This window comes from Nonomuraea sp. NPDC004702 (genome assembly GCF_053601695.1).
Window position 1 is genome coordinate 1 of the sequence record NZ_JBSGCE010000102.1, and the last position, 21,409, is coordinate 21,409.

Here is a 21,409-nt window from a genome sequence, read left to right on the forward strand (position 1 = left end):
GCCTGGAGAACCAGGCGGCCGACGCGTTCTGTCTCACGAAGCCGACCCAGGGCGTAGCCGAGCCGGTAGACGCCCACAGCGGCGAGGAGGGGCCTGTCCGCTTCTTGCGTGGCGGCCAGCGAGCGGTCGGCGGCCACCCGGGCGAGTTCCGCCTCTCCCACGCGGCGCAGGTTCGTGGTGGCGGAGTGGCGGGTCAGCGAGCGAAGGTCCTGGCACGCCCGGCGCTGAGTGGCGGGGGCATGGCGGCTGCCCAGTTGGGCGGCCACGATCAGGCGAGGCAACCGCCGGCCGACCTCTTCGTTTGGGTGGCCTGGTAGAGCCGGTTCACGCGGCGGATCTCGTGCCGGAGCCACACGACGCTCTTGGGGAAGCCTTCCGGGCGCCGAGGACCGATGAGCGAGGAGAGGCCGTCGTAGCCCATCATCGCTTGCCGGATAGGCGATGCTGCCTGGCAGCGCCATCGCGTTCGTCTTCTTTCGCGGTCAGTTCGGTCACGGGCAGGCCGAGGATGTCAGCGAGGGCAGTAATCACGGTGTGGTTGTCCACGGTGCGCTGTCCACGCTCCACCTGGCTCAGCCAGCTCTCGGAACGCCCGACGAGACCGGAAGGCCAGCCTGGGACAGTCCACGGCGACAGCATGCCCAAGCGATTCGCGGGCCGATCTCCTTGTGGGCGTCCATGCCACCACCTACGCGTTTGTCGCTCCCCGGCTACGGCGTGTAGCTCTTGCATGACGCGTTCCCAGGATGGCATGCGAGACTGCGGCGGAGCGGCTGCATCGAACATGACCTGCACCCCGATCTTTCGAAGTGTGTCCAGGCTCCATGGGAAGGCGAGGTGCCGGGCAAGCCCGTCCTTAGGCAGCGGCACGGCCAGGATCGGGACGCCGAACCCCATCACCTCGCACAGCAGACTGACGGCGAATGTGTCGGCGATGCCGTTCGCCCATTGTTGATCGTGTTGAACGTGGCCGGAGCGACGATCACGGTGTCGGTGAGAGGCATCCCCTTGGGGGCCTGCGGCATACGGTACGTGCTGCGGACTAGGTCACTGGTCAGGTGCTCCAGCTCTGCGACATTGACGAAGCGTTCGCCCCTCGGTGTGGTGATCACATGCACCTGCCATCCGGCCGCCTGAGTCATGGGGACCAGGCGGTGGAGGTCGGTGGCGGCAGGTGCGGCACATGCGATCACGGAAAGAACGCCGCGCGTGCCCTCGTGGGGTGCTGATATCCGCTCGCAGTGACTAGCCTGTGATGGGCCCCAACCAGTGGGAATGGTTTCGCCGGTGAGTGACGAACTGAGTGACAATCGCCTTGAACGGGCTCGGACGACACGGGATCTCAGCGCACCGACCTTCCAGGTAGGAGCACGAATCGGCCGCCGTCCCGCCCCTGCCATGGCTGCCTGAGATCGTGTGGGCGATCTTCGAGCGCGTCCCTTCCAGGACGGTCCTGGGTGGCGAGATCGTCCGTTGATCCTCTGGCCGCCTCGGCTTCAGCGCGCTGCACCGCCGGTACATCGCGGGGCGCTGGCGCGCCGCTTCCCTGGTCTGAGCGAGCCGTGTCACTTCGCCGTGTTCGACGTTCTCTGGCTCGACCGCCATGACGTCACCGGCCTGCCTCTGTCGCAGCGCCGGGCCCTCCTAGAGGGCCTTTTCGCGGACATCCCGGCGGCCGGGGTGCTTGCGCTGGGCATGCAGACGCGCGACGAGGCGGAGGTGCGGGCCTGGTACGAGACGATGCACGTGGCTGGCGTCGAGGGCCTGATCATCAAGCCCCCGGTCAAGGTACGAGGGCGGGGCGCGTGGGTGGCTGAAGCTGAAGCGGAGGGTCAGCGCCGATGCGATTGTGGGCGGGTTCGTCGGCTCGCTGCGGCGGCCGAGCGGGCTGCTGCTCGGTCGGTACGAGGTCGTCGGGCGACTCCGCGTCGTCGGCCACGCCACCCAGCTCTCCAAGCGGGCCGCGGCAGCGCCGCCGCTCACTCCGGCTCGCGAGGGCCATCCGTGGCCGGAGACGCTGCCGCTCGGGTGGGCGTCGATCCCGTTCGGTCAGCGTGTTCCCATCGCCGGTACGCGGGTCCAGCCAGACTCGGTAGTGGAGGGTCCGGGGACAGAGCCCAACACGAAGCCATTCCCTGATCACCGGTCAGGTTCGATGTCACTTGACACCGACCACCTGATGCGAACGAGAAACGGGAGAATACCTCACGCCTCATATACAGCACTGGTACCAGCGCCACGCACCGATATCGACCCGGCGGGCATGGTCGAGACGCGCGATGTGGCAGGCAGAGCATCGGCGACACGGGACAGGCTCTGACGCTGGTTGATGGCAGCTGGCCACCGGCCCAGACTGTGTCGTGTTGCGCTTCCAGGACCTGACGTCGTGCTCGGTCCTACGATGGGCCGGTGGCCGAAACACTGCGTTCCGGAGGCGTGGATCTCTTCGATGTTCGCCAGCTGCGCCTGGCGGAGGTCGAGGCACCGGCGCCCTCGCCCGAGGAGGAGCTGGCCAGAGACCGCGTATGGGACGCGGCGGTGAAGGCCAATCCGAGCTTGTTCGACGGTCCTGTGGTGGCGTGCTCGGATTGGGCGTGGGAGGGGCCGCACAGTCTCCTTCTCTCGTGGGCGCGGGTGACCTACCGGCACTACGCCCTGCGCCGTGTACCCGGCGCCGTGGTGCTGCCGTCGTTGTTCGTGAACGTGGTGCAGCCGGCCGACGATGGGCGTGTGCTGGTGGCGCGGATGTCATCATCCACGGCTACTCCAGGACGGTGGCAGCTACCCGGCGGGGCCGTGGAGCCACCTGAGCGCCATGAGGAGCTCGATGAGGCCGCCGTACGTGGCCATGCCGCCCGAGAGCTGGCCGAGGAGACCGGTGTCGTTCTCGCGCCGGCCGAGCCGCGCCTGTTGGTCATCACTCACGGCGAGAACCAGAGCATCGGCCTGACCTTCCTCGCCCCACCGCAACCGGCGGCGGTGTTGCGCGAGCGGTTCGCGGCCGTCACCGCCACCGAACTCGCCCTGGGGCATGCCCCTGAGCTGGACCGGATTCACTTGGTGCGCTCGCCGGTGGAGCTCGCGGACCTCGACGGCCCGCACGCCGATTACCTGGAGCCGGTCGTCCGCCGGTACACGGAAGTATCGCGTCGGAGCGCTGCCCGCGACTCGATGTAGTAGCCGAACCGCTTAGGCGCTGCTGAGGAGGTCCCGGGCGCGCGTCGAGCCTCGGCCGCATATCGCAGACCGCGGGCCCGGCCGCGGGCGAGGTCGCCGCCTATTCTGGCGACCGCCTTGAGGGTCCTCAGCGACCGTACGCCGTCCACGCGATCCATGGCCTCGTCGCGGAACGGGACTTCGTCGCCGGCGCGGCGGTGATGAGCACGCGTGCACGCTCGGCTCGGCGAGGGCGGCACGTCGCTGCCGGTCTTGGCCACGGTGTGGGCGTACATGACTCCGAACAGGGCCTCGGTCTGGGCGTCGGCGTGACCCTCGGCGCGGTTCAGGCCCGCCTCCGCGAGACCCAGGCAGTACTCGGGGCGGCGAAGCTTCAGCCTTCGCATGGCCGCGAGGGCGCGGTGATCTCCGCGATCTCGACGTCCTCGACCGGTTACGCCCGGCGGCTCGGTTGGGAGGCTCCCGTGCCGTGTTCGCCTGGGCCGTGGCCGCCGACCTCAAACGGTCATTGACCAGCGACGACTTCGAGTTCGAGTACGGGTTCGCCCCTGACGCTCAGGACTTCCAGCGGGGCCTGGCTCGGCAGTGGAAGCGGCGCCGTGGAGCGGCCCGACTGGTGGGAGCCCTGGAAGCGGAAGAAGAGCTCCCTGACCTGGTACCGCTTCCATGGGCCGGGGCACGGGAACGCTGCCGATGGGAACTCGCAGGCGGCGGGAGATAACGAGCCTTTCCCGATCCTCCACATCGGCACCATCGTGGTGAAGCCTGCCGGCCCACCGCTGGCGCTGGAGCCTGCGCCTCCCGGCTGGTGATCGGGCCATCGCATCGCCTCGAGTGGGTGAACGTCACGTGGGGTGAACGTGTCAGGCGTCGACGAGCTCCGCGTGTTGGAGCCGGTCGAGGGCGACGCTGATGTCCGCTTGCCGGAAGAGGCGCCGTTTGCGCTCGTTCCAGCCGGCGATCTGGCTGGATATGGCCGGGACGTTGGTAGTACCCCCGGGACGGGTGGCCAGGTAGTGGACGGTCGCCAAGAGCTCCATGCCTTCGGGGTATTCGAACCCGACGATGGCCCGCTGAACGGTGTTCCATGCTTGGTTGAACGCGACGTCGTCGGAGGTGGTTAGGGTGACCTTCCGCATCGTGTCCGCCAAGACCTCCAGGTCCGCGCGCGCCCCTCCGGTGCCATCGCCATACCCGATCACGTAGTGGCCTTCGAGCGTGGCCAAGATGCGGTTCAGGTCGGCCGAGAAGGGACCGTACAGGTGCGGGTCGAAGCGCAGGTTCAACTCGAGGCCACTGCTTTGCAGCAGGTAACTGACCTTGTGCGCTTCCAGAAGCGACAGCCGTGGCGTGTGGGTGACGCCGGCGTCGAACGCCGCGGTGACATAGCGGGCCAGACCGGCGATCAGGTACAGCAGCGGCGTGGTCAGAGTAGGCGGCGTCGTCCGGGTGATCATGTCGCGGGCGGCGGGCGTGCCGGGACGGTACAGCCGGATGTCAATGTCCAAGGGAGCGAGTTTCTCGACGATGAGAGGCCGGACGACCGACCATTCCAGCCCACCGTTGCCGCAGCCCAGCGGCGGCAACGCGACGCTGGTGATGTTCAGGTCCCCGAGGAGGCGCGCAAGGTCGTCGAGGCCATCGCGGATGTCCTCCAGCTGGGAGGGCTGACGCCAGTGCCGCTTGGTCGGGAAGTTGAGGACCCATCTTTGGCCGTCGGCGATCGGCACGGGGAAGATGTGGCCGGGCCGGACGCGTCCTTGAGCGCATGCCTGGGCATAGGCGGCGAACACTTCGGGAAAGGCGCGCTTAAACTGCAGGGCGATGCCCTTGCCCATCACCCCCACCGTGTTGACGGTGTTCACGAGAGCTTGAGGGTGGTCATGCAGCAGGTTTCCGCTGGTCTCGGTGATCACAGCCGACCTCCCTTCAAGCTCTGCCATGATGTTTATGGTACACATTTTCGGATAGTTGATCAGTAGTACCACTGGGAGCGCACCGCCACAGTCGGTTGATGAGCGTGCGTGTTGATGCTTTGACGCACGCGGTCGGCCATCTCGTCATCGTTGGTGTAGATGTGGGAGAACGAACTCCAGGGGACGTGCTCATGGACGAGCAGTTCGGCCATCCGCCGCTGCATGCGAGAGCCGTCCTCGAAGGTGTTGGCCCAGTAGTGGGCCGCCATGATCTGCCAGTCGACATGGGTGGGCAACTCCTCGGCCCGAGCCGCGAAGCGGGCTGTGGCGACGGCCGCGTCGCGGTCGGTGGCCACCCACACACGCCCGGCCGCGATCACCGTGTCGAGGCGTGTCACGAGGTATGCCAAGGGGCGCTGACCTTGATCGTAGCCGGTCACCCTGTTGCTGTGGATGCGGTGCAGCATGGGGGAGCGGGGAGCGAAGTAGAACGGCACGTAGTCGGCCACCACCCCGCCAGGATCGATGGTGACGGGCAGCAGCCGACGGCGTTCCTTGATCCCCGGCTCGGCGCACTCCACAGACGTGGCGGGCTGCCGGTTGTCGGCCAGCAGGCCGGTCATGGCGATGCCCGCGATGTTGTCGGCATGAGTGAAGTGCGGCAGCCACGGGTTCGTCTGGGCGTTCATTGAAGCCGCCAGTGTAGCGGCCTGCGACTGTTTCGGCCGAGACGGATTGCCGTCCAGCCGCATACAGGGCCGCGAGACGTCTCTACGCCGTGCAAGATATCGACATCAAGGCAGTTCACGTCGACGCCCTCGGACAGCATCCTGGCCGACGACAGCACCGCCAGCCCGTCCCCAGCTCCGGCGGATAGCTGTTGCGGTCGCCGGCGGTGCACCGCGGCGATCGTAGCGGATATGGCCGGCCCACAGCGCGGCGGGCCGGGCGTCTGCCGCCACCAGGCCGGCGACTTCTGACAGGGGCGTGGCGAAGTGCTGGGCATCGTTGTTGGTGGTGTGGAAGGTGATGGTACGCCCGAGGCCGTATGTGGCCGCGGCGCCCCACATCGGCGATCCGCGCGGCGATCTTCTTCCCGCCTACGCGCGTGGCGGCGCTGCCGTGGGTCTGGTCGATGATCGCGCGGATCCGCGCGTCGCTCACCAGCGACACCACCAGGCGGTAAGGGGGCGACCAGCTCAAGCTCCCGGGCGGTCCCGTATCCCAGCCGGTAGACCGTCGGCCCGTACACCGTTTCGTCGTCCGTGCCCACCACGTCGGCGTCGCGGTGTTCGTTGCGGTGTTCGCCGGCGAGCCCGCGCGGGGCGGCCGGCATGTACAGACGTTTCCTGACCGGCCAATGGGAGCCGTCGTGGACACGCCGCCAGTGCGGCCCGCACACGGCCCCGTGGGCTTCATCGGCGATCGGGATGTCCACCGGCGGCATGGCGTGCTCGCCTGGCCCCGGCTCAGCGTCGCCACGCTGGCGTAGGCGGACATCATCGTCACCGGGCCGGACCGGGACGCGATTACCGCGATCATCATCGGGTCGGTGGTGACGCGGACGTGCGGGGCCCGCGATTCCTCGACGCCGGCTCGTTCGGCGGCGTCGAGGACGGAGCGGACCGCCAGGACGGTGCCCAAGACGGTGCCCAAGACGGTGCCCAGGACGGTGTCGCCGAAGGTGGGGCGGCACTCGCGCCGCGGCTGGGCGAGCGGCATGACGGTCGGGGCCCGAACCAGGCCCAGCCCGGCCCGGGCGAGCGCGGCCGCGACGACGGCGCCGATGCGGGTCTTGCCGGTGCCGCGGGACAGCACCTGGGTCCGCGCGGTCGCCGTCGGCGAAGGCCTTGAGAGCTTGCCCGACCGCTTCGAGCTGATGCGGCCGCGGCGGCCGGCCCACGGTGCCGACAACGGCAGGCGGCCCGCGCGGATCGCGGTGTCACCGAAGTCGGGTGGCGTGCAGTGCCTTCTGCACTTCTGGTGTCACTGCCCGGCGAACCTCATTTGCCACGTGTGTGATGTGCCACGCCACGCTGCCGAGATCGCATTCGGGGTCGGCCAGGACGGCTAGGCCCAAATGGTCGTTGATCGTCTGGGTGAGCAGGACTCCCCCGCCCATTTCGATCATGACCTGGTGCGCTGAACCGGCGTTGAACTCCTTGGCCGCGCCCCAGGCGAGTTTCAAGAGTTCACAGGCGTACGACGCCAGTAGCTCGGCCCGCCCAGGGGCAAGGTTCAAGGTGGTCGCGAGTGGCCGCCCGTCGGTGGAGATGACGGCCGCGTGAATGATGCCGGGATCGGCGTCGACAAGCTCAGAGATCATCAAGTCGATTCCGAGTGCCCCCTGTTTCAGGTTGTTCATGTGTCCTTGAGTCCGTCCTCGGAATCAGCGGCGTTGATCTTGCCTGCGCTGATGTCGTCGCGTGCCGCTCGGCAGCCCTGCTGGAAAGTGGACAGGCGGTCGCGTACTGCCTCGGGCGAGGCTGGCGGCTGGGATTCGACTTCTGGGGTGGCCGTGGTCTTGGCCGCGCCTGGCACGAGGTTGGCCTTCGGCACCCGCTTGGGCAGGCCGGAGGTTGTAGATCCGGCGCCGATGGATCTGGCTACGGCCTCGGCCGCGCTCCACCCCGCATCGGTTTGGGGAGAACCCCAACGGCTGTTGTCGCTGTCGCCGCGGTGGAACCAGGCCGATTCGACGGAGGCGAAGATCGGCAGGTAGTCGTCCCCGATGGAGGCGGGTGTGATCGTCGGGATCGGGCCGGTGGGCGCCGCCTCTGTGTCGCGGCCGCCGCGTCCCGGCGTAGGGGGTGAGGTGAGGCTGGGTCCCCGCTCGGTCCACTCGTGCGGCCGACGCGGTAGAGCTCTTCTGGGGTGTTGCCGCTCGTCGGTGACCGGTTCCAGCGAAGGCCGCCACATGCTGACGGGAGGGGTGGGCTGCCCGTCAGGGATTGAGGGCTGTGGGCTAGGCGGTTGCGGCGCCCAGGGACTTGGGGTGTCGGCGTACCGGTAGTCGACGGGCGCGGGATGCGCCCCGGGGGACGTCTCGGTGTGGAACGGGGTGCCGATGGGTCTCGGGGAGGTGCCGGTCGGTGGGGCGAGCAAGGCCAGGGGGAGCAGGACGGTGGCGGTGAGCCCGGCGGGAGCGTGTGGGCGCAGCTGTACGCGGATGCCGTGGCGGTGTGCCAGGCGGGCGACCACGAACAACCCCATACGGCGCGAGACCTCCACATTCACGGTGGGGGCGCTGGTCAGCCGCTCGTTGGCCTGAGCGATGTCCTCGTATGTCATGCCGATCCCGGCGTCGCTGATGGACAGGAGAACGCCGCCGCTGTCGATCGTGTTGCAGGAGACGATGACTTGAGTCTCCTGGGGGGAGAACGACAGAGCGTTCTCGAGCAGTTCGGCCAGCAGATGGACGACATCGTTGACGGCGTGGCCGGCGACTAGGTTGTCGTCGGGGATGAGGATCTGGATCCTCTGGTAGTTCTCGACCTCCGACAACGCGGCCCGGACGACATCGATGAGGGGGACCGGCCGGCCCCACAGGCGTGGAGGGTCCTGCCCGGCCAAGACGAGCAGGTTTTCGCTGTTGCGCCGCATGCGGGTGGCCAGGTGGTCGAGCTTGAACAAGTTCCCCAGTCGCTGCTCGTCCTGCTCGCCTTGCTCGAGCCCGTCGATGAGGGTGATCTGCCGCTCCACAAGAGTCTGGCTGCGGCGCGAGAGGTTGACGAACATCGCGTTGACGTTGGAGCGCAGCCGGGCCTCTTCGCCGGCCAGGCGTACGGCCTCGCGGTGGACCTCGTCGAAGGCGCGGGCCACCTCTCCGATCTCGTCGCGGGAATCGACGCCTATGGGGGTGATGTCAGCGTACGGGTCGGCGCCCTGGTCGCGGAGCAGTTGGACGGTTTCCGGCAGATGGCGGCCAGCGATTTGCAGGGCCTCGATCCGGAGTCTGCGCAACGGCCTGACCAGTGACTGGGCCATGAGGAAGGTGACGGTGAGTACCGCGAGCAGGAGCACAAGCATGAGGGCCGCGGCCAGCTGCGCCCGATGGCGGGCGTCCTGTTCCAGGGTGCGGCTCTGCACGATGATCGACTCCGTCATGCGTTTCTCGACCGTGCGCATGGCGTCGATGGTGTCGGTCATGGCCTCGAACCAGCGGCCGGCGTCGTCGCTGCCGGTGCTGAGATCGAGCCTCGCGTTCTCGGTCGCTTGGGCGAGCGCGCGCAGCCGGAGGAGCTCGGCGAGGTCGATGTTGGGACCGGCGACGGTGTCGTCGTAGAACTGCTGCTGATCGAGGGTGGCCATCGATCGGAACACGGCGACTTCGCTGTCTTGCTGGGCGCGGGCGTCGGTGAGGGCGTTGAGTTCGCCGCCCTGGAACCGTCCCGCCGCGGCGACGCCGGCCAGCAGGCCGCGCTGTTGCGAAGCGGCGTCCTTGGCCTTGGTGAGGGCGGACAGGGCCCGGACGCTGTTGCTGAGCGGTTCGTCTTGGAGCCCCTGGTTGATTTGGACGTGAATGAGTAGGAAGAGGTCGCTGATCTGTGAGTACTTGGTCAGCGTCGGTAGCGCGGGCAGCCGCGAGGTGAGGGCGGTGTCGCGGGTGGTGGCGATCTCGGGTAGGCGGGTGAGGATCTGCTGGGTCAGGGACCACGCGCCCTCGCCGTGCTCGCGGGTGATGGCCGCGGCCTTGTCCTTGACCATGGTGATCGCCGCGTCCACTGGTGCGAATTGCTCGCGCAGCGCTTTCTCGCGGGTCTTGCTCCGGCCTGCGGCGACAAAGTACACGGCCTGGTCTCGCTCCAGTGCCAGCTGGTGGGTCAGCGTGGTGATCGCGGCGCTGAGCTCGGCCTTTTCCCGAATGCGCTGGTATTGGGCGGCGCTGCCGATGGAGGAGGCGATCTGCAGGGCACCGACCACGACACCCACGGTGGTGGGGATGACGATGAGGGCGATAAGGCGCCACCGCACCCGCAGGTCACGCAGCCGGAATCGGCCGCGGGTAGCTTTCGTTCCGCGCGGTGCGGCTTGTCCGGGGGGCGGCAGGTGCGGCCGCGGATCGCCAACGGTCGTCGATTGAGTCCTCAACAGGGGTTCCACCTTCACGTGGTGATGCGCCAGGGGTGCGGGCGCGCGCGAACACGCGCGGCACAGGGTGAGCACCCGGGTTCCGACAGGGCTGAGATGGGCCGTGAGACCGCGCTGGCGCGCGGCCTCACGGCCGCCGCCCCGCGCAGGCCAGCCCGGGGCGGGAAGGCTGTGGGCCTGGCCGAAGGCGGCGCCTGGTGGGTCCGCGGCATGGAGGGCGGCCGCCCACGCCGGACTGAGCGCCGAGCACGTGAGTCAGGACTGCAGCTCGGGCTGGCGCTGGAGGGCGCGTCCGCCCGAGTTCGCCAGCGGGCCGAGCGACCCACGCGCTGATGTCGTCGCCGGTCCTCGCCGTCGAAGGCGGGGGGATCGACGCCGCGGTATCGGCTGGTTACGGCCGCGCTACGCATGCGTCCTCCACGCGAGGTGGCGCCGTTCCAGGGCGACGAAGGTCGCGTTCAGCACGATGCCGAGCACGCCAAGCAGCGTGATAACCGACCACATGGCGGCGACGTCGATATTGCCTTCCGCCTCACGCAGCCGATAGCCCATCCCGTCGGTGCTGCCGGCCATCTCCGAGACCACCATCATGATCAGCGCGAGGGAGACGCTGAGCCGCAGCCCCGCCAAGATCTTCGGCAGCGCGGCGGGGAGCACGATGCGGAACAGCCGGTGACCGAGCCCCAGCCGCAAAACGGCGGCGGTGTCGAGATAGCCAGGGTCGATCGAGCGAACGCCCTCCATGGTGTTGATCAGGATGGGCCAGATCACTCCGAACACGATCGACGCTACCTGCAGGGGCGTGCCGATTCCGAATAAGAGCATGAACATCGGAAATAGCGCTGAGGGAGGCATGGATCGGGCGAAATGCAATGCTGGCTCCAGCAGCGCGGACATCACCCGCAGGCTGCCGATCACTACCCCGAGCGCTATCCCGACCCCGGCGGCCATACCCCACCCGGTCGCTAGCCGGGCCAGGCTGGGCAGCAGGTCACTGGCGGCCTCCGGGGTGAGAAACCCGTGGGCGGGCGGACCACTGAACCACATCTCGTACATGCGGGCGAGAATCACGCTCGGTGGCGGGAAGAAGAACATGCCAGCCGTGCCTGCCCCCATCTCCCAGCCCACGGCGACGGCGACAGGCAGCCCGAATCGGCGTATCGAGGCGTTCACGATAGGTCCGTTCTCGCGCGGCGCCAAGGAAACAGGCGTCGCTCCGCCATGCCGCACAGCGCGTTGGCCGCCATGCCGAGCACGCCCGTCCATAGCGTGCCCGCCAGCATGCGTTCGACGTCGTTGGCGCTGCCCGCCTGAGCGAGGAAGGTGCCGATGCCGCTCATACCTCCGGCGACGATCTCCACGCTGACCGCCACGATGAGCGTGATCGAGACCGCGATGCGCAGCCCCGTGGCGATGAAGGGTGCGGTGCTCGGCAGGGAGACACGCAGCAGCACGGCCAGGGGGCCGAACCCGAAGCTGCGCAGAGTCTGCTTGGCCAGCGGGTCGACCTCCGCCAGGCCGTACATGGTGTTGATCAGCAGCGGCCACCAGCTGGCGTAGACGATCAGCGCGATCTTGGCATCCTGGTTCTCCGTCCACAGGAAGATCGCCAGAGGGGTCAACGCCAGGGCGGGGATGGGGCGCAGGAACTCCAGGAGCGGCCGCGCCGCCCGCTCCACCGCCGGCACAGATCCCAGAAGGAGCCCCATCGGCACCGCTGTGAGGACGGCGATGAGCAGGCCGACGCAGCAGGCGGCCAGCGTAGCGCCGATGTGCGTCCAGAACTCCTGGTCCAGGGACAGTGTGACTCCGGTTACGGTCACGGCGGACAAGCGCGGCAGCAGGCGGGGGTCGATCAGGCCACTCCAGCTGGCCATCTCGATCACAGCGGCGCTGCCGACGATTCCCGCCGCGCCGAGCAGGATGCGTTTCCGCGGCGATATCAAGGCTGGTGCCCTCATCGCGGACTCCTTGGAAAGGTGAGGTCGGCCGGAGGCCTCGGGCGGGGCCCACAGGATGTGGCCGACCCGAAGGCCCCGAACATTCGGGAGGCGGCCAGGACGACGGTGATCAAGATCAGCGGAGGCTCGATCGGTATTCACAGCGGACCCGCCCTGGCAGGACCACAGTTCGGTCGGTAAGCGCGCCCGCCCCAATTGAGGTCGAGCCGGAACCGATACGCGTGGTGAACCACTTCCGGGCGCCATGGAGAAAGGCGCTGTCCGCTGGGAAGACCGATCGAGCCGCCATGGCCCATAGAGGGTGAGCGCAAAGGAGGCGGCAGGGTAAGGAAGGCGGGGCGTGTGACTCTCAAGACCCGCCGACCGCCTCCCGAGGCTGCCGCTAGTCGCCGGCCTCCGCTGGAACGGCGATCAGCAGCGTCTGACCGTGGGCCAGCGGCAGGGTCGTACGGCACCGCAGCCCCGCCTGGTCCATCAACGCGAGCAGTTCCTCCAGGGTGCGTTCCTTGCCGCCGGGGAACAGCGCCATCATCCGCAGCCCGAGATCGATGGTGGGGCTGTACATCCCGGGCCGCGCCGGCTTGATGGCCTCGACGCACCACAGCTCCGCGTCCGGGCCGCTGTCGCGCATGGCGGCGCGGATGAGCGCCAACACCGTCACACAATCCAGGTCGGACCAGTTGTGCAGAATCGAGGACAGCAGGTAGCGCTGGGCGCCCGGGTGGATGACGGAGAAGATGTCGCCCACCACGACCGTGGTCCGATCGCTGAGGCCCTGACCATTCAGGTAAGCGCTGGCTCGCGGGGCGACATCCGCTCGCTCCACGAGGGCCCCCCGCAGGGTGGGGTGGGCGTGCAAGATGGCGGCCAGCACGCCGCCTTGCCCGCCGCCGAGATCGGTCACGGTCCGCGCGCCGACGAAACCGTCCGCCATACTGGCCAGATCGCGACCGACGGCGGCGCTGCGAGAGACCATGAACTGGTCGAACAGCGCGGCCAGTTCGGGCTCGCCGGCCAGGCGCTCGTACGGGTCGCGCGCACCGTCCAGCACCGCGGGATGACCGGTGCGGACTGTCTTGTCCAAGGTGCCGGCCGCCTGCCACCACAGCGGTGAGCCGGTGACCCTCACCGCCGCGTACATCGAGTCGTCCGCGTCCGGCAGCAGCGCCATCCCCGTCGGGGACAGCTGGTAGCGGCCACGATGAGCTGAGACGATGCCGTAGCAGTGCAGAGCGGACAGCAGTTGTCCCATCATGGCGGGGTCGGCTTCACAGCGTGCGGCTAGCTCCTCACTAGGCAGTTCCCCCGCGGCGGCCAGATGCTCCGGGCCACCCAATGACACGAACGCGTGCAGCGCGGCGGCCCGCAATGGGGCGTTGATCATGTCCTGGATGATGTCGCGTGGCGACGTGGAAGACGGCGTCATCGACGGCGATCGTGGACCCTCTGGGACACGTTGAGTGAGTAAGGAGGACGCGTCGTCGCCTTGTGGTTGGCGTGTCATGAGCGGCTCGTCCTCGCCGGAGGTAGACATGGGCGGCGCCATGGCCGGCGCCCCGTCGCTGTGTTCGGAAATCGTCATGGGGTCGCTCCCGCGGATGAAGAGACACTGGGGGAAGAGCTGGCCAAGGGGCTGCGCCAGATCACGTTGTCGGCGTTGATCGCTTTGCCGCTGGTGAGGTAGCCGAACTGGAGCATGGCGTCCGCGACCCGCTGATAGCGGCGACCCTCCAACGTGGTCGGGAAGGAACCGAGCGCGATCACCGACGCCTTGGCGGGCTCGATGTGCGCGTAGGTGGGCAGGATCGCGGTGACAGCGCTGCGGTCACTGGCCGCGATCTGCTGCCCGCGGCTGAGGGCCCGCTGAAAGCGGGCCACTACGTCCGCGCGCTGACGCGCTTGTCCCGGGTCGGCGCTGGCCCAGGTCGTCGACACCGCCCAGCCAGCGATCGGGAACTGGTCGGTTGGCCCCGACGCCGCGTCAGCCAGCTGCCGGGCGCTGTACTGCGAGGCGCTGTCGGTGATGTAGGGCTCGACCTCCCAACCCACATCCACCAGACCGCGCTCGACCGCCTGCGGCATGTCGGGCAACTTGATGAAGACGAACTCGATGTCGTCCTTGGTGAGGTTTTTCTCGGTCGCGAGCGTTACCTCGGTGGTGAGCGTCGCGACCGACTGGGGCGTCGCCACGCCGATACGTTTCTTGGGGCCACTGCCGCTCCACTGCAAGTCCTTGAGACTCTTCAGGGGCGAGTCCTTCTTCACCATCAGGGAGAAGGTGTTCTCCTTGGCCGCGTAGGCGTCGGCCACCAATCGAAGCTTGCCAGGCTGCTTTTCTTCAACCTGAAAGAATGTCACATAGTTGGCCAGCGAGAACTGCCAGGCCCCGCTAAGAAGCTTGGGGACCGCCTCGGCGAGACCTCTGATCTCCTTGGGCTCGATCTCCAGGCGCTCTTGGGCGAAGAAGCCGCGCTTCATGGCGATGAACAACGCGGCATTGTCAGGGACGGGCATATAGGCAACGGTGATCTTCTCTAGCTTGTTCGGCCGCGGGGCTTCGGCGTTCGTGCAGCCGCTAAGAGCTAAAGACAGCGATGCGAGTACTGAAAGCGTTCGTCTCAAGAACATCTCCAGAAGGGAGGGGGCGGCGTGGGAAATGGGCATCCCACGGTGAAGTTCGCGCCCACGACGATGAGTTGTTCGTCGTGGGCCGCGAACAGGGACATGCGGGACGGCGGGGAGCTCTCCTGCCGCCTTGTCGTTCAGGTGGGCGCCGATGGCGCGTGAGGAGCGGTGATCCGCGCCCTTTCGCGGCTCAGGAGGCGGACGGCGTTTGGCAGGGCCCACGTGGCACGCAGCTTCGCGGGCTCGTCCGGGCGGATAGGGGGGAGCCATACGAAACGGGTGGAGTCGGTCAGCGCGATCACATCGCGGCACACCCCGATGGCCGTCACCCAGCGATTGATCGGTATGGCGGTGGCTCTGTCGTCGAACGGGGAATTCAGTGCCTCGGCCAGCGCCTCACCGGCGGCCAGGGCCGGAGAGGCGCGTTCGGCGTCGGTGGCCATGGCGAGGGACAGCTCGTGGATGCGCAGGGTGCCGCACCGCAGCGCTTCGCAGGCGTGCTCGAATTCGGCGCTCGCGTTGTGCGCTCGCGAGCTGGGCGCGTCAGCTGCTGGTGCGGTGAGGGCATGTCGGCCAGTGGTGGGGGGCACGTGCTCGTCTGGTGCGCCAGTGCCGAGCTCTTCCCCCATGGCCCGGGTCGTCAGGCGACCGACGAGAGCTTCGTTGATGGCGGCGGACAACGCGGCGGCCGCGGCGTCGATGTCGTTGGCCACATGCCGCCCCGCCCAGTGCGCTGACCTAGGCGGGCTGGACGGCCGCCAGGCGAAGTGGTCGCTGTCCAGCCGCACGAGCATCGATGCCTTGTCGATGAGCAAATGGGGCTGGCCGTCGCGGAACACGATCGAGGCTTCCAGATGATGGTCGGCCAGAACCGTTCGCAGGTCATACAGGGCGGGCATGGCCGGTTCGTGGCCCCGGCCGTGTGAGGCGATGTCTTCCACGGTGGCGCTCACGCGGCTTCCCGCCGCTGGTATCGGCGTGGGATGGCTACGCCGCCGAGGAAGTTGGCGGCCATCTCAGGCGGCGGCGCCTTGTCGTCCGGATCGAGCTGCCAACGATGAACCAGTACCAGGCCAGGTTCGCGCCACGTCCACTCGTCGCTGAACAGGCCGCGGACGCCGGCGCTCGAACGGGCTGTCATGGTCGCGGTCGCGCCGGAGAAGACCGCGGACGTCTCCTTGGCGGCTCCTTGTTCGAGTCCGTCGGTGCGGGCATCGCTGAAGATCAGCGCGCTTGCCGGCGAGAGCGCTTCCCGCGGCGGGGCCACGATGGCCGCCGGGTCATCGGCGTCGGCGAGGAAGCGCGGCGAGGCGACCATGACGACCGCGATGGGCTGCCCGAAATCGATCAGCCCGCGAACATCGGGATGGTCCAGGATGGCGCCGATGTCGCGTACGTCCGCTTGGGCGACCTCGGTGCCGGCGTCGCCGACGAGGATCGCCCAGGCACGCACGAGCACCACCGAGTCGATGTCCACGTACACGACGAAAGCGCCCGGCCGCACGCGCTGAGCGACCTCGTGCGCGTTCTTCTGCGTGGGAAGGCCCGAGCCGATATCGATGAACTGGCGTACGCCGCCGGCGGCGACGGCCTCCACCGCACGCCCGAGGAAGGCGCGGTTGCGGCGAGCGGCCTCGCGCGCCCACGGCGACACGTTGAGAAGCCGCTCGGCGGCCTCCCGGTCGGCGGCCCAGTGGTTCATCCCGCCGAGGAAGTAGTCGTTCATGCGGGCGACGTTGGGAACGTTCGGGTCCAGCGCCCGTTCCTCATGCGACAGCTGCCTGCCCAGTGATGGCGTGCCCCACGCTGTCGAGTCCTGCTTCGCCGCGGTGGTCGCGGCCGGCGGCCTGGTCATCGGCGCTGCCTATGGGGGCCGATACGAAAACAGCGGTGGGCGGCAGTGGCATCCACGACTACCGTAGTCATTCAGATCGGACCTCCATCCGATCAAGGGCTCGCCACACTCAACGCGACATGGAGTGTGGCGGGCCCGTTCTCTTTTGTTCGGGGCGATATCCGCTGGCCCATCACAGCGCGGAGCATGGTGCTGGCGGAAGGAGACCGGGCAGGAGCGATGAGGAGTAATGAAGGGCGATTCCTCCTGCCAGACGGTGATGAGAGGCGCACATGCGGAATCTGCCGACATTTCACACGCGGCGTCGACGGTCGCGTGATCGTTGATCGACGGCAGTTCGTGCCCTCTACCTAAGCTTGGCTGGCACCGTCGCAACAGTGTTCAAAAGGGGTTCACTCTTCGGCGGGGGGTTCACAAGGGGTACATTCCGCCACATCGGCCGAGGAATGACTAAAAGCACGCCTGAGCTGGATGGATGAGAGATTGACGCGGCATGTCAGCCGTGAGCCGCGGCGGCCGCCCGTAAGCTCACGATGCCTGGCAAGGCGGGAGGTGGCCGTCTCCATCGAGGCGGCTGGCAGCGCGCGGGCGGGTGTAGGAGGAGGCACTGGTGTGGGGCGATCAGGCGGAGAATCCTCCTGCGGCAAGTTCCGTAGGGCGAGGTGACCGACGGGTGGGACGCTCGCGTGGTGGCAGCGGCTGAGCGCGGCTCGGGCGGACAAGCAGCTGACGCGGGAACAGCTCGTCACCAGGCTTCACGCCCTGGCGGGGCACGCGGCCTCGTGATCGAGGCCCCTCGATCTGGCACGCGTAATCCGCTACTGGGAGTCCGGCCGGAACGTGCCTCGTCCCATGTACCGGACGCTGCTCAGTGGTGCGCTGGACGTGTCAGTGGGCACCCTGTTCGGCACGAATCCTCGTCGCTGGTCTCCGCGGGCCACCCAGCCGGCCAGCGCGCCGCAGCTGCCGGCCGATGAACACCTGGGTGACGTCTTGGACCATCTGACCAGCCAGTGGCATCTGCTGGTACAGCGCGCCAACCTGCTGGGCCCTCGCCACACCATCCCGGGCGTACGAGAGCAGCTTGGCCTGGTGACCGAACTGCTGGCGCCCACGCGTGGCGAAGATCGGCTGAAGGTGTTACAGCTGGCCGCCCGCTACGCCGAGTCCGCCGCCTGGCTGCGCGAGGATGCGGGCCAGCCGGTCGAGGCGCTGCGCTGGACCGACCAGGCCGCCTCGTTCGCCTATGAGGCTGACGATGAGCTCATGCTCGCCTGGACCATGTTCCGCCGCGGCCAGCAGGCCGTGACCGGCGCGCGAGCAGGCGAAGTGATCGGCCTGACCGAGGCGGCCTTGCGCCGCATCGAGCGGCCACCGTCCCAGGACCACCCAGGACTTCTGTAAGTGCGACAGGAGTCGCCACGATCCTTATAGCCTTCGCCACTACCAAACACCTGGGCTGGACCGCGCCGTACTGGCAGGCTAAAGACATGCGCGCGGGCCTTCGCGCTGTCCGGCGGAAACACCTGTACAGGCACACCTGGAAGCTACGAGAAACGGATTCAATCGGTGCTCGCAACACTTCGTCGTTGGAGGTGATGCATAGGCGCGGGCACGAAACAGCACGTTGTCCGGTTGTCTCGCGGTCAGATCCCCTCGCGGCACGCTAGCATCTGGGTTTCGTCCGAGTGACACAGCGCGTAATGACCCCTGGCCGTGGGACTGTGCCTATGCCAGTCTGGCAAGCGAAGCCGTCGGCCACACAGGATGCTAGGACGCCTGATTGGGGTAACGTGACCGCGATTCTCGCCAGTATGCTTTCCAAGTCTTTCGGGCAGATCCATGCTGTCAGTGATCTGAACTTACGGATCGAATCCGGACAGATCTACGGCTCGCTAGGGCTCAACGGCACGGAAAGACGACCATGACGCCATGCTGCTCGGGCTGGTCAGACCGACGTCGGGAGAGGCGAGTGCGCTGGGCCTCAAGCCCGGTCATCGCTCGCTCACCTATCGGATCGGGGCGCTGATCGGGGAGCCCGCCTTCTTTCCGTGGCCGCCCTCACCGGCGGCGGCCTCGGCGACCACACGCGCGGATCCTGAACCTGGTGAGGCGCCAGCAGCGGGGACAGGGCTTCTTCGGCTCGGCCAGCGCACTGGGCTTCACCGTGACGCTGCTGGTGATCGCGACCGCCGTGCCGCTGGTGTGGTGGCTACCGGGCGGGGAGGTGACGGAATGAGAGCGGCTCGTGACCTTCCCGGCCCACCGGGTAGGAATGGGACTACCGCCATGCGCTTCGATCGCGAGGCCGGACATTCTCTTAAAGACCTAAAACCAACAGCCGAGTTCTTTGCCGCTCCTTTGGCGTAGCGTTGGCCGAACTTGTCTATTGGCGAGATTTTCAGTCTGATGCGCGATAAATGACTACAAGAAAGTCGAGATAATGACTACAATTTTCCTCGTTCGCCACGCACGCACCGACTCGAACTCTCGTGGTCGCTACATGGGGTGGATCGACGAGGGTATTGATCCTGCCGAAGCCCAAGCCGCAGCGGCAGTTGCCCGACACTTGTCGAACAAGAAGATCAGTACTATCTACGCCAGTCCGCTACTTCGCGCGCGGCAGACCGGCCGCCCTTTGGCGGAGCGCCTCAATCTCGAGATTGTGACGCACGAGGGCTTTGGAGAGATGCGGATGGGCGTCTGGGAGGGTATGACACAGTCGGCCATCGCCGAAAAATACCCGTCGGAATGGCGCATCTGGCGTAATGATCCGGCCCGATTGACGCTGCCGGGTCGCGAAACCTTGGACGCTGTACAGCGTCGCGTCGCCCAGGCGATGGACGATATCTCAAAAATCGGAGATGATATTGTAGCAGTATTTACACATGATGTCGTTGTGCGGCTCGCGGTCCTACACGTCCTAGGGGCGCCAGCGAGTTTCTATCGAAGAATCGCTGCGGACAACTGCGCCATCAATATTGTGCACTACGGGCGGTCGAAGCAGGAAATCCTCCTGCTCAACGACACCTGCCACCTATCGCGAGAGTGAGGAGGCACGTGTACGCGCGTGGAGCTGGTAATAGGGCACTGAGCTTTTTCATCCTCTCTGCCCAGCTCTCCGGAGCAGGACTGATGGCGCACCTACCGGCCCGGCCCGGCTGCCGGAGGTCTGGGCCTGGCCGCAGGCCACAGGGTCCATCTTGGCCGGCCAACCCTCCTGACCCGCGGAAATAGGATGAACGGCTCGGTAGCCCGCACAGCGTGACATCCGTGCGACGATCGCTGCCTGTCCGAAACTCGTGGCCGACCTTGTCGAACTCATCGCCGAGGCTCAGAAGATCGCGAAGCATAGCCCGCGCTCTGCCGAATAGTTCTTGTAGGTATCAAGCGGCGGCGCGCCGTGCCGCCGTACGCCCCGCGCCATCGCTACTGCTCCGCGCTGCGCCTGGGGACCGGTCACGGGGCGGGCGCCGCGCGAGGCATCACCGCACCACGGACCCACCAACCCCGCCGACCTGAGCGCCACACCGCCGCCAGAGGATGTCGCAGTGAACGATGCCGAACGCCAACCTGTCCGCTGACGACCCTGACCTACGCGCAACCGCTGCCGCATATGTTGGCGAGTGGCTCGGCTTCGTCCTCACCCAAGGCGAGGACGGCACGCACCTAGGGAGGATCCTGATCGCGCAGTTGGAGCACGAAGACCACCCGGCGGTCCAGGACGAAATCGCACACGCTCTCTTGTGGGGGCTGCCAACGGCATCCGTCTCAGCGAATCCGGCGTACGAAGGATGCAGGAGATCGCCGCGGGCCCGCAATCGGAGATGGCGGCCGTCCTTCACGACGCGATCAAGGAGAGCGATTAGGCAATGCCTCCGATGAGGAACTCAGGCTCCGGGATGATCGTCGCGTCGGTTGTGAGCTCCGCCGGTGGCTGAGGTGGAAGCCTGTTCATCCCGTCCGCCATCGACTCTCTCGCGATACTCGTCCTCACCCCGAAGGCGGGTCTCTGTCCACGTCCGATTCACGCACTTGCCCTCCGCTTCGACCCAGTGGCCGGCCTCGCACTCGTTGTAGATGCCAAAGACCTCCGGCAGAGTGGCTAGCGCGGCCTCCTCGCGGTTTTCCGGACGAGCTCGCGGACCCGGATCACGAGAATGCTGCTCACCCTGGACCCATTCGAGTGAGCGGCACGGACCATCCTGCCCCTGCCAGATATCGTCCATCAACACATCGCACCACGGGCAGTTCAGCGGCGGAACCGGCAAGTACCTGTCGAACATCCCCATGGACATCAATCTCCGATAACCGGCCTCCGGCGGGGGCGCTCCGGCTCCGGGATGACCGCCGCGCGGGCCTGAGGTTCGTGGGTGCTTGAGGTGGAAGCCTGATCATCCCGCCCGCCATAGACTCGGGAGAAGCCGTGTGGCTTCTGGCCAGGTGAAATGCGTGCCGATGTGCCAGCCGTCCAACGGCGGGCCCGCCTTGGAGGCGCGCCACAGACGAACACGGCGACTGGTTCGACAACCCCACGTTCTGCGGCTTGTGCGCGTGTGTGTAGCCGAAGGCGACGACTATCCAGTCGTCGCCTGGCGCGCCGCTCGTGCCGCGTTCGACAAGGGCGTGTTCGCTTCGGTCTCCGTCGCCGAGCTCGCCATCTTGGACTTCGCTATCGCACTCGCGCGAGGCCGGTTCGAGTTCCATCTCATGGACGGTCGGCGGCGCGACCTCCTCGTCGAGGCCAGCGGTTGGCGCCATCAATTCCGACCGTACCCGGCGGC

At 67.4% G+C, this 21,409-nt stretch carries 21 protein-coding genes and 1 pseudogene; 6 read left to right on the plus strand and 16 right to left on the minus strand.

Going from position 1 to position 21,409, the window contains the following annotated elements; all coding sequences use genetic code 11:
• From ACWEJ6_RS50110 to ACWEJ6_RS50125, 4 genes and pseudogenes are all read right to left on the minus strand, one after another.
• Positions 1-266, minus strand: a pseudogene (locus ACWEJ6_RS50110) (hypothetical protein); the annotation flags it as partial.
• 2 nt (positions 267-268) lie between these two features.
• Positions 269-424 carry a hypothetical protein gene (locus tag ACWEJ6_RS50115; RefSeq protein ID WP_452432578.1) on the minus strand — a complete coding sequence of 52 codons (156 nt, stop codon included), beginning with the start codon at positions 422-424 and terminating at the stop codon, positions 269-271.
• On the minus strand, positions 421-897 hold the full coding sequence (locus ACWEJ6_RS50120) for a helix-turn-helix domain-containing protein (RefSeq protein WP_452432606.1): 477 nt from the start codon (positions 895-897) through the stop codon (positions 421-423). Before ACWEJ6_RS50120 ends, ACWEJ6_RS50115 begins: the two co-directional genes overlap by 4 nt.
• The gene (locus ACWEJ6_RS50125; RefSeq protein WP_452432580.1) at positions 897-1,400 is read right to left on the minus strand and encodes a flavoprotein; all 504 of its coding nucleotides are present in this window, start codon (positions 1,398-1,400) and stop codon (positions 897-899) included. Before ACWEJ6_RS50125 ends, ACWEJ6_RS50120 begins: the two co-directional genes overlap by 1 nt.
• A gap of 16 nt (positions 1,401-1,416) precedes the next feature.
• On the opposite strand from ACWEJ6_RS50125, the gene ACWEJ6_RS50130 reads away from it, so the two are divergent.
• Both ACWEJ6_RS50130 and ACWEJ6_RS50135 read left to right on the plus strand, forming a co-directional pair.
• Positions 1,417-2,139 (plus strand): ATP-dependent DNA ligase, encoded by a 723-nt coding sequence (locus tag ACWEJ6_RS50130; protein ID WP_452432581.1) that lies wholly within the window; start codon positions 1,417-1,419, stop codon positions 2,137-2,139.
• A 270-nt stretch (positions 2,140-2,409) separates the two neighbouring features.
• Positions 2,410-3,177 (plus strand): NUDIX hydrolase, encoded by a 768-nt coding sequence (locus ACWEJ6_RS50135; protein WP_452432582.1) that lies wholly within the window; start codon positions 2,410-2,412, stop codon positions 3,175-3,177.
• Here ACWEJ6_RS50135 and ACWEJ6_RS50140 read toward each other — a convergent pair.
• From ACWEJ6_RS50140 to ACWEJ6_RS50190, 11 genes are all read right to left on the minus strand, one after another.
• A complete protein-coding gene (locus tag ACWEJ6_RS50140; protein ID WP_452432583.1) occupies positions 3,108-3,563 on the minus strand; it encodes a hypothetical protein in 456 nt (151 codons plus the stop codon). The two genes, ACWEJ6_RS50135 and ACWEJ6_RS50140, sit on opposite strands and share 70 nt — an antisense overlap.
• Before the next feature lie 477 nt (positions 3,564-4,040).
• Positions 4,041-5,120 carry a type II toxin-antitoxin system antitoxin DNA ADP-ribosyl glycohydrolase DarG gene (gene darG / locus ACWEJ6_RS50145; RefSeq protein WP_452432584.1) on the minus strand — a complete coding sequence of 360 codons (1,080 nt, stop codon included), beginning with the start codon at positions 5,118-5,120 and terminating at the stop codon, positions 4,041-4,043.
• Between the two features lie 32 nt (positions 5,121-5,152).
• Entirely contained in the window at positions 5,153-5,782 is a 630-nt protein-coding gene (darT, locus tag ACWEJ6_RS50150) for a type II toxin-antitoxin system toxin DNA ADP-ribosyl transferase DarT (RefSeq protein ID WP_452432585.1), read from the minus strand.
• A gap of 1,253 nt (positions 5,783-7,035) precedes the next feature.
• Positions 7,036-7,458: a roadblock/LC7 domain-containing protein gene (locus ACWEJ6_RS50155; RefSeq protein WP_452432586.1), complete on the minus strand. Its 423-nt coding sequence runs from the start codon at positions 7,456-7,458 to the stop codon at positions 7,036-7,038.
• Positions 7,455-10,016 carry a nitrate- and nitrite sensing domain-containing protein gene (locus ACWEJ6_RS50160; protein WP_452432588.1) on the minus strand — a complete coding sequence of 854 codons (2,562 nt, stop codon included), beginning with the start codon at positions 10,014-10,016 and terminating at the stop codon, positions 7,455-7,457. Before ACWEJ6_RS50160 ends, ACWEJ6_RS50155 begins: the two co-directional genes overlap by 4 nt.
• A gap of 570 nt (positions 10,017-10,586) precedes the next feature.
• On the minus strand, positions 10,587-11,357 hold the full coding sequence (locus ACWEJ6_RS50165) for an ABC transporter permease (protein ID WP_452432590.1): 771 nt from the start codon (positions 11,355-11,357) through the stop codon (positions 10,587-10,589).
• Complete coding sequence (locus ACWEJ6_RS50170) at positions 11,354-12,061, minus strand: ABC transporter permease (RefSeq protein ID WP_452432608.1); 708 nt, start codon at positions 12,059-12,061, stop codon at positions 11,354-11,356. Before ACWEJ6_RS50170 ends, ACWEJ6_RS50165 begins: the two co-directional genes overlap by 4 nt.
• Before the next feature lie 466 nt (positions 12,062-12,527).
• On the minus strand, positions 12,528-13,529 hold the full coding sequence (locus ACWEJ6_RS50175; RefSeq protein ID WP_452432592.1) for a methyltransferase: 1,002 nt from the start codon (positions 13,527-13,529) through the stop codon (positions 12,528-12,530).
• 194 nt (positions 13,530-13,723) lie between these two features.
• Positions 13,724-14,767: an ABC transporter substrate-binding protein gene (locus ACWEJ6_RS50180; protein ID WP_452432594.1), complete on the minus strand. Its 1,044-nt coding sequence runs from the start codon at positions 14,765-14,767 to the stop codon at positions 13,724-13,726.
• Positions 14,768-14,907: 140 nt separating this feature from the next.
• Entirely contained in the window at positions 14,908-15,723 is an 816-nt protein-coding gene (locus ACWEJ6_RS50185; protein WP_452432595.1) for a hypothetical protein, read from the minus strand.
• Positions 15,720-16,625: an SAM-dependent methyltransferase gene (locus tag ACWEJ6_RS50190; protein WP_452432597.1), complete on the minus strand. Its 906-nt coding sequence runs from the start codon at positions 16,623-16,625 to the stop codon at positions 15,720-15,722. Before ACWEJ6_RS50190 ends, ACWEJ6_RS50185 begins: the two co-directional genes overlap by 4 nt.
• Before the next feature lie 852 nt (positions 16,626-17,477).
• Between ACWEJ6_RS50190 and ACWEJ6_RS50195 the strand changes: the two genes are divergently transcribed.
• The 3 genes from ACWEJ6_RS50195 to ACWEJ6_RS50205 all read left to right on the plus strand — a co-directional run bounded on the left by ACWEJ6_RS50195 (position 17,478) and on the right by ACWEJ6_RS50205 (position 19,677).
• Complete coding sequence (locus ACWEJ6_RS50195; protein WP_452432598.1) at positions 17,478-18,029, plus strand: hypothetical protein; 552 nt, start codon at positions 17,478-17,480, stop codon at positions 18,027-18,029.
• A 703-nt stretch (positions 18,030-18,732) separates the two neighbouring features.
• The gene (locus ACWEJ6_RS50200; protein WP_452432600.1) at positions 18,733-18,864 is read left to right on the plus strand and encodes a hypothetical protein; all 132 of its coding nucleotides are present in this window, start codon (positions 18,733-18,735) and stop codon (positions 18,862-18,864) included.
• Positions 18,865-19,068: 204 nt separating this feature from the next.
• The gene (locus tag ACWEJ6_RS50205; RefSeq protein ID WP_452432601.1) at positions 19,069-19,677 is read left to right on the plus strand and encodes a histidine phosphatase family protein; all 609 of its coding nucleotides are present in this window, start codon (positions 19,069-19,071) and stop codon (positions 19,675-19,677) included.
• A gap of 838 nt (positions 19,678-20,515) precedes the next feature.
• On the opposite strand, the gene ACWEJ6_RS50210 is transcribed toward ACWEJ6_RS50205, so the two are convergent.
• Positions 20,516-20,917, minus strand: a complete 402-nt coding sequence (locus tag ACWEJ6_RS50210) for a hypothetical protein (RefSeq protein WP_452432603.1) — start codon at positions 20,915-20,917, stop codon at positions 20,516-20,518.
• Between the two features lie 256 nt (positions 20,918-21,173).
• Here ACWEJ6_RS50210 and ACWEJ6_RS50215 point away from each other — a divergent pair.
• Positions 21,174-21,409: hypothetical protein (locus ACWEJ6_RS50215; protein WP_452432605.1), on the plus strand; the 236-nt coding region annotated here is incomplete at its 3' end.

Bases quoted from the DNA above. Each gene is read 5' to 3' on its own strand.
- ACWEJ6_RS50125 (WP_452432580.1), bottom strand. From the start codon at position 1,400: ATGGCAGGGGCGGGACGGCGGCCGATTCGTGCTCCTACCTGGAAGGTC.
- darG (WP_452432584.1), bottom strand. From the start codon at position 5,120: ATGGCAGAGCTTGAAGGGAGGTCGGCTGTGATCACCGAGACCAGCGGA.
- ACWEJ6_RS50175 (WP_452432592.1), bottom strand. From the start codon at position 13,529: ATGATCAACGCCCCATTGCGGGCCGCCGCGCTGCACGCGTTCGTGTCA.
- ACWEJ6_RS50205 (WP_452432601.1), top strand. From the start codon at position 19,069: ATGACTACAATTTTCCTCGTTCGCCACGCACGCACCGACTCGAACTCT.
- ACWEJ6_RS50155 (WP_452432586.1), bottom strand. From the start codon at position 7,458: ATGAACAACCTGAAACAGGGGGCACTCGGAATCGACTTGATGATCTCT.
- ACWEJ6_RS50190 (WP_452432597.1), bottom strand. From the start codon at position 16,625: ATGACCAGGCCGCCGGCCGCGACCACCGCGGCGAAGCAGGACTCGACA.
- ACWEJ6_RS50210 (WP_452432603.1), bottom strand. From the start codon at position 20,917: ATGGGGATGTTCGACAGGTACTTGCCGGTTCCGCCGCTGAACTGCCCG.
- ACWEJ6_RS50195 (WP_452432598.1), top strand. From the start codon at position 17,478: ATGTACCGGACGCTGCTCAGTGGTGCGCTGGACGTGTCAGTGGGCACC.
- ACWEJ6_RS50120 (WP_452432606.1), bottom strand. From the start codon at position 897: ATGGGGTTCGGCGTCCCGATCCTGGCCGTGCCGCTGCCTAAGGACGGG.
- darT (WP_452432585.1), bottom strand. From the start codon at position 5,782: ATGAACGCCCAGACGAACCCGTGGCTGCCGCACTTCACTCATGCCGAC.
- ACWEJ6_RS50140 (WP_452432583.1), bottom strand. From the start codon at position 3,563: ATGCGAAGGCTGAAGCTTCGCCGCCCCGAGTACTGCCTGGGTCTCGCG.
- ACWEJ6_RS50115 (WP_452432578.1), bottom strand. From the start codon at position 424: ATGATGGGCTACGACGGCCTCTCCTCGCTCATCGGTCCTCGGCGCCCG.
- ACWEJ6_RS50170 (WP_452432608.1), bottom strand. From the start codon at position 12,061: ATGGCCAGCTGGAGTGGCCTGATCGACCCCCGCCTGCTGCCGCGCTTG.